General features: G+C 33.2%; 16 protein-coding genes. 5 read left to right on the top strand and 11 right to left on the bottom strand.

The window, feature by feature from the left end; genetic code table 11:
• Window positions 1-48: 48 nt before the first annotated feature.
• The gene (locus tag BWZ20_RS06790) at window positions 49-1,440 is read right to left on the bottom strand and encodes an arginine decarboxylase (protein ID WP_076618083.1); all 1,392 of its coding nucleotides are present in this window, start codon (window positions 1,438-1,440) and stop codon (window positions 49-51) included.
• 557 nt (window positions 1,441-1,997) lie between these two features.
• Here BWZ20_RS06790 and BWZ20_RS06795 point away from each other — a divergent pair.
• From BWZ20_RS06795 to BWZ20_RS06805, 3 genes are all read left to right on the top strand, one after another.
• A complete protein-coding gene (locus tag BWZ20_RS06795) occupies window positions 1,998-2,762 on the top strand; it encodes a sulfotransferase (protein WP_076618085.1) in 765 nt (254 codons plus the stop codon).
• Window positions 2,763-2,925: 163 nt separating this feature from the next.
• Window positions 2,926-3,342, top strand: coding sequence for a carboxypeptidase-like regulatory domain-containing protein (locus BWZ20_RS06800; RefSeq protein WP_076618088.1), 417 nt, complete (start codon window positions 2,926-2,928; stop codon window positions 3,340-3,342).
• Between the two features lie 33 nt (window positions 3,343-3,375).
• On the top strand, window positions 3,376-4,371 hold the full coding sequence (locus BWZ20_RS06805) for a hypothetical protein (protein WP_232217147.1): 996 nt from the start codon (window positions 3,376-3,378) through the stop codon (window positions 4,369-4,371).
• Here the strand turns inward: BWZ20_RS06805 and BWZ20_RS06810 are convergent, their stop codons facing one another.
• The 3 genes from BWZ20_RS06810 to BWZ20_RS06820 form a co-directional block, all read right to left on the bottom strand.
• Window positions 4,372-5,211, bottom strand: coding sequence for a pseudouridine synthase (locus BWZ20_RS06810; protein WP_076621284.1), 840 nt, complete (start codon window positions 5,209-5,211; stop codon window positions 4,372-4,374). It abuts the gene before it with no gap.
• Between the two features lie 80 nt (window positions 5,212-5,291).
• Window positions 5,292-5,570: a hypothetical protein gene (locus BWZ20_RS06815; RefSeq protein ID WP_076618093.1), complete on the bottom strand. Its 279-nt coding sequence runs from the start codon at window positions 5,568-5,570 to the stop codon at window positions 5,292-5,294.
• The gene (locus BWZ20_RS06820; protein ID WP_076618096.1) at window positions 5,567-6,010 is read right to left on the bottom strand and encodes a hypothetical protein; all 444 of its coding nucleotides are present in this window, start codon (window positions 6,008-6,010) and stop codon (window positions 5,567-5,569) included. The genes BWZ20_RS06815 and BWZ20_RS06820 overlap by 4 nt, the downstream gene beginning before the upstream one ends.
• Window positions 6,011-6,128: 118 nt before the next feature.
• Here BWZ20_RS06820 and BWZ20_RS15575 point away from each other — a divergent pair, with 118 nt between their 5' ends.
• On the top strand, window positions 6,129-6,221 hold the full coding sequence (locus BWZ20_RS15575; RefSeq protein WP_157358342.1) for a helix-turn-helix domain-containing protein: 93 nt from the start codon (window positions 6,129-6,131) through the stop codon (window positions 6,219-6,221).
• A gap of 244 nt (window positions 6,222-6,465) precedes the next feature.
• Here the strand turns inward: BWZ20_RS15575 and BWZ20_RS06825 are convergent, their stop codons facing one another.
• The 6 genes from BWZ20_RS06825 to BWZ20_RS06850 all read right to left on the bottom strand — a co-directional run bounded on the left by BWZ20_RS06825 (window position 6,466) and on the right by BWZ20_RS06850 (window position 12,273).
• Entirely contained in the window at window positions 6,466-7,413 is a 948-nt protein-coding gene (locus tag BWZ20_RS06825) for a carbon-nitrogen hydrolase family protein (RefSeq protein ID WP_076618098.1), read from the bottom strand.
• A gap of 1 nt (window position 7,414) precedes the next feature.
• Window positions 7,415-8,317 carry a geranylgeranylglycerol-phosphate geranylgeranyltransferase gene (locus tag BWZ20_RS06830; RefSeq protein ID WP_076618101.1) on the bottom strand — a complete coding sequence of 301 codons (903 nt, stop codon included), beginning with the start codon at window positions 8,315-8,317 and terminating at the stop codon, window positions 7,415-7,417.
• 66 nt (window positions 8,318-8,383) lie between these two features.
• Window positions 8,384-9,313, bottom strand: a complete 930-nt coding sequence (locus BWZ20_RS06835; RefSeq protein WP_076618103.1) for a mevalonate kinase — start codon at window positions 9,311-9,313, stop codon at window positions 8,384-8,386.
• Between the two features lie 78 nt (window positions 9,314-9,391).
• Window positions 9,392-10,519: a diphosphomevalonate/mevalonate 3,5-bisphosphate decarboxylase family protein gene (locus BWZ20_RS06840; RefSeq protein ID WP_076618106.1), complete on the bottom strand. Its 1,128-nt coding sequence runs from the start codon at window positions 10,517-10,519 to the stop codon at window positions 9,392-9,394.
• A 3-nt stretch (window positions 10,520-10,522) separates the two neighbouring features.
• Window positions 10,523-11,059, bottom strand: coding sequence for a DUF1697 domain-containing protein (locus BWZ20_RS06845; RefSeq protein WP_076618109.1), 537 nt, complete (start codon window positions 11,057-11,059; stop codon window positions 10,523-10,525).
• Entirely contained in the window at window positions 11,056-12,273 is a 1,218-nt protein-coding gene (locus BWZ20_RS06850) for an NAD(P)/FAD-dependent oxidoreductase (protein ID WP_232217149.1), read from the bottom strand. The genes BWZ20_RS06845 and BWZ20_RS06850 overlap by 4 nt, the downstream gene beginning before the upstream one ends.
• 85 nt (window positions 12,274-12,358) lie before the next feature.
• On the opposite strand from BWZ20_RS06850, the gene BWZ20_RS06855 reads away from it, so the two are divergent.
• Entirely contained in the window at window positions 12,359-13,168 is an 810-nt protein-coding gene (locus BWZ20_RS06855) for an SdiA-regulated domain-containing protein (RefSeq protein WP_076621285.1), read from the top strand.
• On the opposite strand, the gene BWZ20_RS06860 is transcribed toward BWZ20_RS06855, so the two are convergent.
• Window positions 13,165-16,881 carry a metallophosphoesterase gene (locus BWZ20_RS06860; RefSeq protein ID WP_076618114.1) on the bottom strand — a complete coding sequence of 1,239 codons (3,717 nt, stop codon included), beginning with the start codon at window positions 16,879-16,881 and terminating at the stop codon, window positions 13,165-13,167. The genes BWZ20_RS06855 and BWZ20_RS06860 overlap by 4 nt on opposite strands.
• Between the last annotated feature and the right edge of the window lie 5 nt (window positions 16,882-16,886).

Genomic DNA, 16,886 nt, shown 5'->3' on the forward strand with positions numbered 1-16,886 from the left:
TTCGATAGCACTTCGACAAGCTCAGTGTGACACCTTTGCCTTTATACTTTAATATCCTAAAATATTTAGTAAATCTTCACTTTTTTGTTGTTCTGCGAAAACTTCTGTTGTTAAGTTTCCGTTATCATCGCGTTGTATTAGTATATGTTTTGGACTTGGTATTAAACAGTGCTGCAATCCGCCAAAACCACCAATGGTTTCTTGATAGGCTCCAGTATTAAAGAAACCTATATACAATGGTTTGTCTTTGTGATACTTTGGCAAGTAAATAGCATTGACATGTTGCTCGCTATTGTAATAATCATCACTATCGCAAGTTAGTCCTCCTAATAAGACACGCTCATAACTATCTTGCCAACGATTTATAGGTAGCATAATAAAGCGCTTATTTATTGCCCAAGAATCTGGTAGTGTTGTAATGAAAGATGAATTGATCATGTTCCACTTTTCGCGATCGTTTTGTTGCTTTTGGTAAAGTACTTTGTAAATGGCTCCACCACTTTCGCCAACTGTAAAACTTCCAAACTCCGTAAAAATATGTGGTACATCAACCTCTTCTTCCTCGCAAACGGTTTTTATTTGGTTTACAATTTCATCTACCATATAGGCATAATCAAAATCGAAAGCCAGTGAGTTTTTAATAGGGAAGCCTCCTCCAATATTTAAACTATCTAAAGATGGACAAATCTTTTTTAAAGAGGTGTATACCTTTAGACATTTTGTAAGCTCGTTCCAGTAGTAAGCATTATCTCTAATACCAGTATTGATAAAGAAGTGTAACATCTTAAGCTCTACTTGCTCATTATTCTGAATTTGGTTTTTGTAAAATGGCACAATGTTTCTGTAACCAATACCAAGGCGTGAGGTGTAAAACTCAAACTTTGGCTCTTCTTCAGACGCAATTCTTATACCTACTTTAAACTTGCCGTTGATTTCTTCTGTAAGCAAATCTAACTCTTCGTAGTTATCTATAATTGGTATACAGTTCTGATGACCTCCGTTTATTAAATCGGCAATATTATTAATGTACTTTTCGCGCTTAAAACCGTTACTGATTACAAAGGTTTTGTCTGTGATTTTACCTTCTTTTTTAAGGCTGTTTACAATATCAATATCAAAAGCCGAGGAGGTTTCAATATGTATGTCGTTTTTTAAACCTTCGTCTAAAACATGTTTAAAGTGCGAGCTCTTAGTGCAGTAGCAATAATTGTAGGTTGCCTTATAATTGTGCTTGGCAAAAGCATCTGCAAACCATGTTTTGGCGCGCTGAATGTTGTTAGAAATTTGTGGTAAATAGGTGAACTTTAGTGGTGCACCATACTCGGCTATCAATTGCATGAGGTCTATGCCATGAAATTGAAGTGCGTTGTCCTCTAGATAAAATTCTTCTTGTGGAAAATAAAAGGATTGATCTACAAGATCAATGTATTTAGTATTCATTATTGTTTAATTCTCGTTTGTTTTCAGAAAAAATAAAGGTATAAAGTTATATTCAAAATTAATGTTAACTCAATATCAAATCTGAAATTGGTTTTGCGTAGTAGGCATAAAACCAAAAATGTGCTGGCTGGCAGCAATTAGAGAAACGGAAGTTAGCTTTAAATTTCGGACACTTATCTTATAAGCAGCTTTTGAGTATGACTTCCTAATTTTCAAAAGCCCGAACGTAAAAACAGATTTCAATGTGTTCAGCTAAACTTAGAATCTGTTGTGTTAATGATTCTAAATTTTGGGACAAATGTATAGTATTTTTTAATACACAAAACAATTTTATTGTTTTTTTAAAAAAACATAACAGACTAACAAACAATGTTTTAGATTTTTTAGTTTAAATATATTGCGATTTTATTGTCCTCTACTAGAAATATTGCGCTTGCAAAGTGCTGTATAATGCCCAGATAATTAAATAATTGTAATGCTTAAAAAAGGCTGTAAATCTGTACAGTATAATACACTGCTTTTTGCTAATTTTATAGCAAACTATTTAAGAAACATACATGATAAATAAACTAAAGTCTATTTACTCTAAACTATTAAGTTTTAAGTACAGAACAACAAATAAACTATTTGGTAACAAGGACTACAAGAAGTTTGTAATAATAAGCACTTCTAGAACAGGGTCAACATTAGTAATGGCTCTTTTAAATAACCACAAAAATGTGATTTGTGATGGAGAGTTATTTAAAAATTTAAATGGCAAGAGCTGTAAACATGTATGGAATGATTTTTTTAACCACAAACCAAAAGATACACAGCAGGTAGGGTTTAAGCTTTTTTATTCTCATCCAAGAGATGATGATAAAACCGTTTGGGATATTATTAAACAAGACAAGAGCATTAAAATTATACATCTAATGAGAAGAAATATTTTAAGAATTTTTCTTTCCCAAAGGATAGGTATTAAAACAAAACGTTGGACAGAAAATGTAAATAGACCTCATAACATTTCTTTAGAATCTAAAAAAGTAGATGTTGACTATAAAGAATGTACAGAAGCATTTAATAAAATTACCGACTACCAGAATAAAACAAAGCAAATGTTTAAAGAACATGACTACTTAGAAGTATATTACGAAGATATTGTTAACGATAGAGAATCTGAATTAGACAAGATATTTGATTTTTTAGATGTTGAAAAAATGCAAGTGACAGCTAATAATAAGAAACAAAATCCCGAACGTATTGATGAGCTTATTAACAACTATGAGGAATTGAAAAACAAGTTTACCAACACCAAATGGGAATATTTATTTGAAAATTAAATGTGTGCAAATACAGTAAACGGCATATACTAAAATATTAAACAGTTTACTGTTTCCCTATTTTTAATAGCCTCTTTACTCAACCAAAGGTACTAATAACTCAAACATGTTTTATATCTTTAAACAAACACTTTAGCTTAGTGGTAAACAAAATACTGATATTATGAATACACAAACACTAACACAAGAAAACACCATCAAAACTTTTAGTTTTTTAATGATTTTTATGATGAGTTTATTTTCAGTAAACATTACTTTTGGACAAACAACCCAAGCCACACAACAACGAACCATAAAAGGATTAGTCTCTAATGAAGATGGTCCGTTGCCTGGTGCTAACATTACATTAGATGGCACAAGAGTTGGTGCCATAACAGACGATGACGGTAAGTTTACCTTTCCAAAGCAATTAAAAACTGGAGATGTTTTAGTCTTTAGCTATCTTGGCTACGTTTCGCAAAAGGTCTCTATTACTGATAAAACAAGCTTTATTACCTTAGAACTTACACCAGATATGGTAGAGATGATTGGTGCGGTAGACGCTAACAAACCTTACAAATCAAAACGTAAAAACAACTAACTGTAAGCTTTGCTCAAAACGTTTCAACTATTATTGCTTTTAATAAGTTTAGCTAGACTAAATGCTCAAATAAAAGACTTTAGCCATCTAAATTTTAAAAAGGCAGACAGTATTGCCTTGGCTTTAAAAGATGAAACTCTTACAAATCTACCTGAACTTTCTTTTAAACTTACCTATGCACTAAATACAGATGCTGAAAAATTTCGAGCTATTTACAGATGGGTTTGCGACAATATTGCTAATGATTATTCGCTCTATCTAAAAAATGATAGACAGCGACAACGTTTTAAAGACGATAGCCTAAAGCTTGACGCGTGGAATATAAAATTTAGAACTGTACTCTTTAAAAGATTACTTAAGAAAAAACGAACGATCTGCACAGGTTATGCCTATTTGCTAAAAAATCTGGCTGACTTTGCAAATCTAAAATGCGAAATTGTACAAGGGTTTGGGCGTGTAAGTACAACAAATGTTGAAACTTTAGATTTACCCAATCACTCATGGAATGTCGTAAACCTCAATGGCAAATGGTATTTGTGCGATCCAACTTGGGCTAGTGGTATTCCTAACCCTATTACTAATAAATTTACTTTTACTTATAATGATGGTTTCTTCTTAGCCAACCCAAAGTTATTTGCTGTAAATCATTTTCCTATTGACCAACGCTGGTGGTTATTAGATGATAAAGAGATCCCTTCGTTTGATGCTTTTTTAAAAGCACCTATTCTGTACGGTAATGCATACAAACACCTTGAGTTGCATAGTTTACCTCAGCAAATGCACCACCATATAAAGCAACACGAAAAAGTAATTTTTAAGTATCAATTAAAAAACAACCTAAAGGCAAAAGATGTAAAACTTGGTTTTGATAACGGTTTTAGTACTTGGAAAGACCAACCTACTTCAATTTTTATTAACGGTAAATCTCTAGAATTTGAACATCAGTTTAACCAAACAGGATTTTATGATGTACACTTATACATTCACAATGAGTTAATCTCTACGTATACTGTAGACGTTAAAAAGTGATTATAACATCTTTAAGGTATTAATCTCCTGTTCTGTAAGATGCTTCCAATGACCTCTCGGAATGTCTTTTTTGGTTAAATGACCTATAGCCACGCAGTCTATCTTAACCAAATCGTATTTAAAGGTTTCAAAAATGGTTCTAAGTATTGAGTTTCCGGTGTTTTTAATCTTTATACCAATATTGTTTTTTGGTTCTCCTTCAATATAACTTATCTCTTCAACCGTGATTAAATTACCATCTACATTAAAGCCTTCTTGAATCTTCTTTAAATCCTCATACTTTAGGTTTCTATCCAACTCTACTTGAAATAATCGTGCTACACCATTTTTAGAATTAGTAAACTTTTGTACTACTTTGTCATCATTAGTAAATAGTAAAAGACCAAGCGAGTTTCTACCCAAACGTCCTATTGGCCTAATGTTAGCATTGGTTGCATTAGCTACTAAATCCATAACAGTTCTACCTTTGCCCTCTGCTGTAGTTGTGGCAAATCCTTTAGGCTTGTTTAGTAATACATACACTTTTGGCTCTGGTGCAATACGCTGTCCATCAAAACGTACATCGTCTGTACGTTTTACTTTGTAGCCCATTTCGGTCACTACCTTGCCATTAACAGTTACCAAGCCTATGGCTATATTTTCATCGGCTTCTCTACGCGAACATATACCAGAATTGGCAATATACTTATTTAAGCGAATTTCATCTGGATTTGATGCTGTATTTGGTTTTGATTTCTTTTTGAAAGGAGCATTACCTCTAGCAAAACTTTTTGATTTGCTGTTAGCTTGTCCTCTTCCTGAAGCTTTTCCTTTCCCCTTGCTATCTTGATGTCTGCTCATATTAAAATTTTTGGCAAAGGTATAATAAAAAAGAGAGCCTAAGCTCTCTTTCATTAACATTTACATAATCTAATTTCTTTTTAAAAAAAGAATTTTTGAATAGTTACAGTTACAAAGAAAACACCCACACCCAATAAAGCTAAACTTTTCAATTTAGCTTTTTTAAACTTTTCAGGTGACTTCAAATAATTATATAAGCCAATCACTATAAGGATTGAAAAGTATATCGACATTATAAGATAAAACCATTTCATAATAAATCTATTTTTACCCCACATACAATGAGCAAAATCTGCTACAATTAGTGCTGCACCAATCCACGCTAAAGTCCTTGTTGCAACTCTTCCTACTGCTCTCAAAAGTGCTCTTCTGTTAGAAAAAGAATTCCAAAACCCTGGTGAAACGCATCTAAACCTGTAGCTCGTAATAAACAATCGACCGCATCAGCTTTTTGGAGAGAAGAAGATCCTTCGTACTCGACTATTCCCATGGAAAGATACAAAATCTCAGGATTGTCCAAACTACCAAACTCATCAATAATTTCTTGATTACTAATACCCTCACTATTAAGCAACTTAATTGTTTCATTTATCACAGGCATAAGTATAGTTTTAGATTGATTCTCATCCCAACTAGCCACATTTGAAAAATCGATTTTTTTAATCTCGTCTTCAATGTTTATTACATTGGATTTAGCAAAAACTTCTTCGCTAATGATTTGTTCATTTAAATTTACTTCTTCTTTTGAACATGAGGCGAAAATCAATAGAACAACTAATAAATTACTGATTTTTTTCATAATACCATTTGTTTTAAAGATTAATAATGGAATAAAATTAGTGCCATTTTTTATGCGTTCTAATTCAGTGATTGAATATAATTAATCTATTTTTGAATTTAATCTTAAATAAATGTGAATGAATAGATTAATAGGAATAAAAATCAAGAAACTTAGAACGGATCAAAACTATTCACAGGAAGAAGTTGCTGATATGCTTAACGTCTCTTAGGCTACTTATAGCAGGATAGAAAACGGCAGCACAAGTGCTTGGATAAATTATATTGATTGATTAAGTGAGCTTTACAACATAGCTATTGACGATTTCCTAAAACTAGATAAGATTATTCCTCAAAATCAATCTGAAGAGGATAGCTTAATGAACAGGCTTATTGAACAATATGAAACAAGATTAAAAGAAAAAGATATCTTAATTAGAGACTTAAACAATAGAATAGACAAACTCATCGATAAAATCAATTAATCTCAACTGTAGTCTGTCGTTCTCTATTAACTATGAGTTTTGTAACATCTGGTCTGGAGTAATGTCCTACAGGATCAAAATTTTGCCGTTCTTCCAATACACGATTATAATCTATCGTATGAATAATTAAGCCCTCTGTATTCAAAACAGGTTCTACGACCCATTCACCATCCGGACCAGCAATACAACTGCCACCATTTGCTAAAGTTTCTGGTGCGTTTTTTAGAATCTTATCTAAGTGTGGTGTATCCTTTGGGAAGTCGGTTCGGGACATTAAACTTGAGACGGAAACAACAAAAGACCTAGATTCTCGTGCAATAAAACGTGTAATGTCTTTGGTATTATGGTCACTTCCTGGCCAGACTGCAATATGTAAATTTTCTCCTTGACCGTACAATGCTGTCCTTGGCAGTGGCATCCAGTTTTCCCAACAATTTAAACCACCAACCGTAAAAGCTTTTAAAGGATGAACCTGTAAACCGTTACCATCACCAGGCGCCCAAGTTAAACGCTCATCATATGTTGGTTGTAATTTTCTATGTGCAGATTTTATTTCTCCATGTTCATTAATATAAACCAATGATGCGTATATACTGTGTCCTCCACGATCTAATGGTCTTTCAATTATACCCAAATAAATGGCTATACTATAGTCTTTTGCTAACTGACAGACTGTATTTAATTCACCTTTTTCAATACAAATGGAATTATTTACATAATGCGCGTGTAATTCTTTATTAACATCTGTGTTCCATTCTGATCCACCTGTTAATGCTAACCAAAAAGGGTAACCTGGTAGTAAAGCTTCACCAAAGACTATGAGTTCACATTTTTCTTCTGCAGCTTCTTTAATTGAGGCTTCAATCTTTTTTAAGGTAGCACTTTTATCTAACCATACAGGTGATATTTGCGCCATAGCAATCTTTAGTTTAGAATTCATTCTATAAACGATTTAATACAACTGAAACATCTATTAACAAAATGGAAAATACACCAGCAACTATAATAAACTTCAAAATATTATGAAGTATTAAATAGTGTGTTCTTTTATTAGATTTCCATAGAATAAGTAGAAAAAATAAGAGCAACATTACACTTAAATAAAAGAAATAATACATATACCCTATTTTGAAGAATAGTGTTATTACAATGCCTGATATAATGGTTAGAATAACCAAAACAGTAAGCATTAATTTGGAAGTTTTTTCACCATAAACTACAGGAACCGTTTTATAATCTAGTGCTAAATCACCTTTTATATTCTCTAAATCCTTCGTCAACTCGCGCATGGACACTAAGAGAAATAAGAATATCGCATGCGCAAAAATTACCAATTCAAAATTTTTGTAATAAATAAAAATGGCGAAAAATGGAGTTACAGTTAATATGGCTGATACTAAGTTACCTGTCATTGGCTGTTTTTTGAATTTATGAGAGTACAACCAAATCGCAAAAATATAAAGTGCAAAAAATAGCACAGCTTTGAATGAAACATAACTTGCAAAAACCACTGCTAAAAAATTCAACACAAAGTAAAATGACAGCTTTGTATTTTGACTTACCAAGCGATCTAGCATTGTTTTTCTAGGTCTATTGATTAAATCTTTTTCTGAGTCATAAAAGTTATTAATGATATAACCTGCAGCGATGGTAGCTGAAGACGCTAAAACCAACATTAGCAAGTTAACATCAAATAAAACTTGCTTTAAAGGCTTATCGTGCGCAAAAATGTAAATTGATGCTAAGTATTGTGCAATAACTACAACCAAAATATTGTAACCACGCACTACAGAAAACAGGCTGAAAAATTTTAAAAGAATATGTTTCTGCTGTCTTGTTAGCATATAGATAAATTAAAAAACCTCACAAATTACAAGAATCTGTGAGGCTTAAATGTAATATTTTTAGTTTTAAAAGTTGTAAACAACTTCTAATTTCTGACCTTGTAAGGCTTCTTTAGCTCTTTCTATATCTTCTGTGAAACCTAAGATATAGCCACCACCACCAGAACCACAAAGTTTAAGGTAGTAATCATTAGTTTCGATACCTTTTTTCCATAACTCATGAAATTGATTTGGTATCATGGGCTTAAAATTATTCAGTACAATTTTAGAGAGCTGTTTTGTATTTCTGAACAATGATTTAATGTCTCCTTTTAAGAAATCATCAACACACGCATCTGTGTGCTTTATAAATTGCTCTTTTAGCATACTACGGAATCCTTCATTCTTCATGTTTTCCATAAAAATACTAACCATAGGTGCCGTTTCTCCAACAATGCCACTATCTAATAAAAACACAGCTCCTTTACCTTCTGTGCTTTGAGAAGGTATGCCTGTAGCCTCAATATTATCTTTAGAGTTGATTAGTATTGGTAAACTCAAGTAACTATTTAAAGGATCTAATCCTGAAGACTTTCCATGGAAGAACGATTCCATTTCAGAAAAAATAGCTTTCAACTTTAATAATTTTTCACGCGTTAGATTTTCTAATACGGTAATTTTTTGGGTAGCGTATTTATCGTAAATTGCTGCTACTAAAGCTCCACTACTTCCTACTCCATAACCTTGAGGAATAGACGAATCAAAGTACATACCTGCATCTACATCCGTATTTAGTTGATCTATATCAAAAGATACTAGTTCTTTGTCTAAATTTTCTAGATAAGATGCAAAGCGTTTTAAACTTTCGTTGGACTTGAGAGCCTCTTCGGATGGATTTTCATCAACCTTTAAAGCTCCATTGTAAAAATTATAAGGTATAGATAAACCCTTAGAATCTTTAATGATTCCATACTCACCAAAGAGTAGAATTTTTGAGTAGAAAAGAGGTCCTTTCATATTGGTATTAAACAATTTCTTAGAACAAATATACGTATAAATCTACTATTTAGTTTGCAATCAACACTTAAGCCTAAGTTAATTTTTAATTAACTGCGCACCTTTACCTACAGAATCTGTAATAAAGTGACCATTTTGGCAAAATGTAGATAATTCATTCTTTATAAACTTTAGCACGCTTTCTTTTTCATTTTCAGGATATAAAACGTGTACATTGGCACCTGCATCTAAGGTAAAACAAACATTAGAACTATTCTCCGATCTGTACTTCCAAAGTTTGCTTATTATTTCTAACGTGTTGGGCTTTATTAAAATGAAGTAAGGCATACTGGTCATCATCATAGCATGAAGCGTTAAAGCCTCACTCTCAACTATTTTAACGAAAGTTTGTAAATCACCTGATGCTAAAACTCTTTTGAGTTTAGCCAAATTATCATGCGCTTGGTTAAAACGTTGCTCTGCATAAGGATGACCAAACATTAATTTATGACCAACTGTACTGCTCACCTGCTTTTCGCCTTTATCTACTAAAAGTATAGTGTCTTGATAATTTTTGAAATTAGGATGTACTTCGCCATCAAATTTAATGCCGTACAGATCTGAACTTTCTGTGCTTTCATTTTGCCCCCAAACTACCAACTCACCTTCAATACTTCTGCATGCACTACCAGAACCTAATCTGGCCAGAAAGGATGCTTTTCTTTTAAAGTAGTATTTTTCAGAAGACCTTTCGACTGCGCTAGAGGTGACATCTTCCCTTAATTTTTGTTCAATACTCATTAAGCACAATGCCAAGGCACTCATACCTGATGCGGAAGATGCAATACCTGAACTATGTGGAAAGGTATTAGAGGTCTCAATTTTAAAATGATAATCTCTTAAAAATGGTACATATGCTTCGATACGCTCAAAAAATATTTGAATTTTTGGTTTGAAGACTTCATTCTTTTCTCCTTCAAAATACACATCAAAACTAAAATCTGATGTCACCTTTAGCGCAGTCGAAAGGTCTCTTTTAGTGTAAGTAAGCTTCGTAATGGTCTTGCAATTAGAAAGCGTAAAGCTTATTGATGGATTTTCTGGAATTTGATTTTCCTTTTTTCCCCAATATTTCACTAATGCTATATTACTTGGAGACTCCCATTTTACCGAGTCACTTTCTATGTGAGCATTATAATTTTTAAGAATAAAATCTTCGACTATCATAATCTAATTTTCTGCCGACAAAGATAGTAACTTTAGCATTGTTTTGTAGTTTCTTGCTGTGGCATTGACATTTAGTTTTTTCTCAAAATAATTGAGACTAAATTTTGCATTGCCGTAACCCTTGTCTGAATAGAAATAAATGCAATCATTTATAATCTTATACTCTTCTTTTTCATAGACTTTTTCGTAAGCTTTTTGCACTAAATTTTCTTGTGGCAAATGAGATAATATTGCAAAATAACTGCTTACTCTTTTGGCTTCGGGAAAGGGACAATCGTCAAATATTTTTTGTAATTGCTGCATTGTTCTTACCATTACAGAAATGTTAAAACCAAAATAGTCGATAATTAAATTTTGAAGAGAATTTTCTATCTTTTGAACATCAGGTTCTGCAACTTTAAAAATCACATTACCACTTTGTAAATAGGTTTTTACATTAGAAAAACCATTATTGGTTAACAGGTCTCTCAACTCAGCCATTGGCACTTTTCTGTGTCCGCCAACGTTAATCCCTCTTAGTAAAGCTACATATGTTTTCATGTATTTGCTATTGATTGGGATACAATATAGGCTCCCGTCCAAGCATTCTGAAAGTTAAACCCTCCTGTTACCGCATCTACATTAATAACCTCTCCTGCAAAAAATATATTAGGTATTAACTTACTTTCAAACGTTTTAAAGTTTACTTCTTTTAAGTCTACTCCACCTGCTGTAACAAATTCTTCTTTAAAGGTACTTTTGCCTGTTACCTGAAAAACTGCTTGTGTTAACTGCGCTGCTAGTGCACTCAGCTGCTCTTTATTGAGATCTGCCCAACGTTCGTTCTCAGAAATATTTGAAGCTAAGACTAGTTTCCTCCACAATCGTTTTGGTAGATCGAACTGCGCAGTGCCACAAATCTGTTTCTTGGCTAATTCTTGTTTTAAATCTTTTAATTGATTTATACAATTTTCAAAATCTTGTTTTATAAAGTTGATTTCTATTTCAAAATTATAATTAAGCTTTGCTAACTCCACCGCTCCATAAGCCGATAATTTTAAGATTGCTGGTGCACTCATGCCTACATGTGTTACAAGTAATGGCCCTTCAGAAAAAAGGCCTGTATTTAAAACTTTTACTTCTACATTTTGGGCTACAACTCCTGGTATATCTTTTATACGTTTGTCTTTTATATCAAACGTAAATAGTGATGGCACTGGCGGAACAATGGTATGACCCATATCTTCCAATAGCTTCCATACTTTTGGGTTGCTTCCTGTTGCCAAAACTATTTTTTTGGCTTCAACATCTCCTTGAGATGTAGTAACCTTAAATCTATTATCAATTGGTTTTATTGATTTTACAGAATGATTATAGAACACCTCAACCTTATGCTTTTTGGCTTCAAACAAAAAGCAATCTATAATGGTTTGCGAAGAGTTAGAGATTGGAAACATTCTGCCATCCTCCTCAATTTTCAATTCTACTCCACGCTCTTCAAACCAAGCAATGGTATCTCCTGTCATAAAAGTATGAAATGGACCAAGTAATTCCTTTTCGCCTCTTGGATAATTTTGCACCAACTCTGAAGGTATAAACTCTGCATGTGTAACATTGCAACGTCCTCCACCAGAAATTTTTACTTTTTGGAGACCTTCTTTGCCTCGTTCTAGAACAGCAACTGACAATTCTGGATGTTGTTCTGCAATATTGATTGCAGCAAAAAAACCAGCTGCACCTCCTCCAATAACAATGATATCTTTTTGTTCTTTCAAAATTTTGATTTAAGAAGATTTTATGACTAAATCTTTGCTATTAATTATGTCAATAGTTATTCTTATCGTTAGAAAACACAGTACAATGATACACCTTAAAAGATTAATATTAATAATGCTTATTGCGGTTTCTTGCCAATCTGCTGGTCAGCTTAAAATAGAAGGCAGTATTAATAATGCATTAGAAGAAGCTTCTGCTGCAGAGTTTATACCTCAATCTGACCTCATCTGGACCATTGAAGATTCTGGAAACGACAGTGACTTGTTTGGATTAGACGCTAGTGGAAAAATTGTAAAAAAAATGGCAATAACCAACGCTAGCAATATTGATTGGGAAGATTTAACATCTGATAAACAAGGTAATTTATATATAGGCGATTTTGGAAACAATAACGAAAAACGAAAGCATTTTAGGATTTTGAAAATAAATCATGACGACCTAGACCGCGAAACTGCTGAAGCAGAAATCATTGATTTCACTGTACCAAAAAAGAAGTATTCTAAAGACTTTGAAGCATTCTTTTTGTACAAAGACGCCTTTTACATTTTTAGCAAAGAGACAAAGAAGTTTATTATCTTGAAAGTTCCTAATTCTCCGGGTAAGCATGAAGCTGTATTAAATCATGAATTTAATTTAAATGGTAAGCATAATAAAATTACCTCTGCAGATATTAGTGATGACGGCAAAACTATTGTGTTACTAAACCATGATAAACTATGGAAACTCTCTAATTTTAACGATGATGATTTCTTCTCTGGAGTGATTGAAGAACTACAGTTTAATAACAATACCCAAAAAGAAGGTGTTTGTTTTAAAACCAGTTCTGAAGTTTATATCACGGACGAACGCAATGGTGATGAAGGTGGCAATATATACAGTTTTGTGCTTAACTAAAAATTAAGTCCAAAACCAAATGAAAATCTTAAACCATCTGCACCTGTAAAGAAGTTAAACGTACCTGCTACAGACTCTGCTGCTGCTACCCAAAATCCTCCACCATAAGAGTTATGCCATTTTCTAGAATTGTCATTTTTTACCCATACTCTACCTACATCTAAACCTGAAAAAACACCGATTTGCATAGGGAACCAACCTGTTTTAAAAGTATTAAAACTATAACGTAAATCTGCGTTAGTAACTAAAGAGTTTTTACCGGTAAATCGTTCTGTACGGTAACCTCTTAGTCCTGCACCACCATCTCCAATATTTGCGCCTTGATAAAACAAAAAGTCATCTCCAAAACGCAATTGAGTTCTTATATCTGTTTTTAGAACAAGTTTTCTATTAACACTTAATGCATTGTATAATCCTAAATGTGCATTTACATAACCAAAGATGTTATTAAACGCTTCTATTTCTGTTTTTGTACCTGCTACTATATTAAAATCCATACCACGAGAGGTTGCAATTTCATCATCTGCACTGTGATATTTATACTGAGCCTCAAGAGCTGTAAAGAAACGTCTCTTGTAAAAATCCTTATTTGAAGGTGGTATAAAATCGGTAATAAATCTATTTTCAGTGGCATCTAACTCTATACCTTCAAAAACAGCTCTAAGTCCATACTCACTTCCATACCCAGAATTTTTAACTGCACCTACATTAACACCAATAATACTTGTTTTTACACGATTGTAATCTAAATCTAGATCGTCGTCATTATTTTCGGTTTCATTTCCGATACCAAAAAAGTTGTTTGTAAAATTTGCACTTGTAAAAACACCTCCTAAATTTAAATTCCACTCGCCAAAAATATTAGCAAACTGTCCTTTGTATCTTAGATCAAAACCTTTGGTGGCAAAATAATAACCTGACCTAAACTTATGCTGTTGCGAAAACGGATTGCGCTCAAACCCCTTAGTTGTTTTTGTTAAACTAACACCAACTTTAAATCCATCATCTGGATTAAAACCTATGCTAGGTGTAACAATGCTCGTTCTTTTTATAAACTTCTGAAAATCGTACAAATTAGATTTATAGTTATCGGTAAATTTAATTTTTGCGCCTTTGTTTTGTTCAATCGTATTTTTTTTAGATTTATGGTCGTACACCTTTATACGTCTACCGTTATTAATTTTATAAATATCATTGCCTTGCCCACCAATTATGCGTGTGTAAATTAAGTTATTGGCCTTACCGTTAACTTCAATAATATCATCATCGTCTAGGGCATAGACCCAAATTTCTTTAGTAACATCTCTATGATACGTTCTGTCTACAATTACATCTGCTTTTTCGCCACCTTTATTTCGCCAAATCTGCACTCTGGTTTCATTATCTGCTATTCTGGTAATTTCAATAAAATCATCCTTGTCCGTTGCTGTAAGTATTACCAATTCATCTAAATAGTTTGAATAACGCGTTGCAATGTCTAACAAGTTATCTCGCCTACCTTTTAATTTTGTCTTTATGTCTTCTATGGTTTTTCCTTGAATAGCTTTTGGTAAATTTGAAAATGCATCCTCTACCACCTCATCCGTTATTTGAGTTTGAAGAAATTTTGCCTGCTCTAACCATACGGACTTATCGGATTGTTTTATTAGTGCTTTATCTAACTTATGCCCAGCACTATTCATCCATCTTATATCTTTTAATTCTGCATCATAGACCTGAAGTTGATTGGTTGCGCTTGAAATTGCGCGTCCTACATCTAGTAAAGTACCATCAAAATTAGAAAACACCTGATCTCTATCTCTAGGGATAGCTCTATATAATTTATCGCCATTAGGTTGATTAAATTGTGCCCAGCGCCATTGGTCTTGGTGTCTATCCCAATCACCTACAAGCATATCAAATAGTCGTGCCCTAACAAAAGCAACCTCATCGATTTTGTACTCTTCGTCCTTTCTAATTTTTTCAATGATATCGTGTGTACTTTCTATATCATCTGCATATCCAAAATTTTCTTCGTCTGTGTAGTTGTCTTCTGGACGTTCTTCTATCATGTATAACTCTCCGCCATACGCATCGTTATACTTTCCTAAATGTTTATGTTTTGGTATATAATACAATTTTGGATTTGTGTGCAGTACGTGGGCTGCATCTGATAATTTAGGTATAGCCAGAAAGGCATAAGGGTGTGCAGCGGTATAGAAATCTAAAATGAGATCTTCAACAATAGTTTCGTCAAATTCATTTTTTACAAAATTATCTTTAAATACAACAGTTTGAATATACTGCGTTGCGCTCTTACGCAAAGCGCGCATGTTTAACTCCCTTCCGTCTTTTAACTTTAATCTTAAAGAACGTGTCTGGTGGCCACCACCTTTACGTACAATATCTAAGCCACCGTATAGCGTATCTAAAGTAGCGACTTTTGCTGTAATCTTTTTGCTGTAGACATCTCTGTAGTTTTCACCCCAAACAGCCTCAAAAAAACCTGTTTTATTAGTTTCTTCTTTTGAATATATAGAGACTTCTACTGTATTTGGAAAGCTATCTGGTAATTTAGAAATATCAAAATCTGGTTTGTTAGGTGGTATTATTTCTTTTTGAAAAATGGCTTTTGGCTCCCCATTTACAGCACTAAAGAACTGCACCCAAGAACTACCATCCTTAAAAACCACAAGCTTTGCAAAACCCTGTTTACCATACGAAAACAAGCCATTATCACTTAAAGTTGCATAAGATTCTTTGGCGCCAGACCCAGAAACAATCTGTTTTATCCTTCCTTCTTCGATATATTGTAAGGTGTGCTCGTGGCCAGATACAAAAACTAATTTTGGGCTATCGACGGCCAAGGTTTCTAATCGTTTCATTAATTCATTATAACGCTCGTTGTAACGATCCTGAATTGACACACCTCCTTGTGTTCTAATTTGAGCAACAATAGTTGCTAAACCTGGCACTGGTATTTTTTTCTGGCCAGGAAAAATATGTTTTGAAGCTGCAAATTGCCCTCCATGTACGCCATTAGTATACATTGGATGATGCATTGCAAAGACAATAGTTTTATTTTGTGCTTTTTTTAATTCTCCTTCTACCTCTAAAAAAAAACGTTCTCTGGTTTTAATTTCGCAGTCGTCATTTATTCCTGGATTATCATTCCAATTTTCTAGGTACCATTGTGTGTCTATAATAATAAGTTGTACGGTTTCACTAACATCTAAGCTTTCTAGAGGGCAACCATTTTCTGGTTGAAATGTGTTTTTCCCTAACGCTTTTTCTATATACTTTTCTTGGCGCTTTACTCCTTTTATTCCATCTGCATACCAATCGTGGTTACCAGGAATAAATATGGTTTCTCCTTTAAAACCGTTAACTGCACCAATTTGAGCGTTAAGTGCATTCTCAGCATCAGTTCTGTTTTTATGTTCTTTTTTTGGTAAACCTGCAGGGTAAATATTATCACCTAAGTAAATTGCATAGTCGTCTTTAGAATTGTTTTGGACAGCAAGATGTTTTTTAAAAGCCATTAAAGCGTCCGAATAACCATTTATTGGAGATTTACCAGCATCACCTACCAAATAAAACACATTGTCAACTGGCTTATCTGGTAAATTTTGAATGGTAAAATCGTCTTTTGCATACTGTACTTTATATGTAGCACATGCATGACTTAAAATAACTAAAATAAGTATTGTAATTTTTCTGTATATCAATTTCATATTTT

This window comes from Winogradskyella sp. J14-2, assembly GCF_001971725.1.
GTDB lineage: Bacteria > Bacteroidota > Bacteroidia > Flavobacteriales > Flavobacteriaceae > Winogradskyella.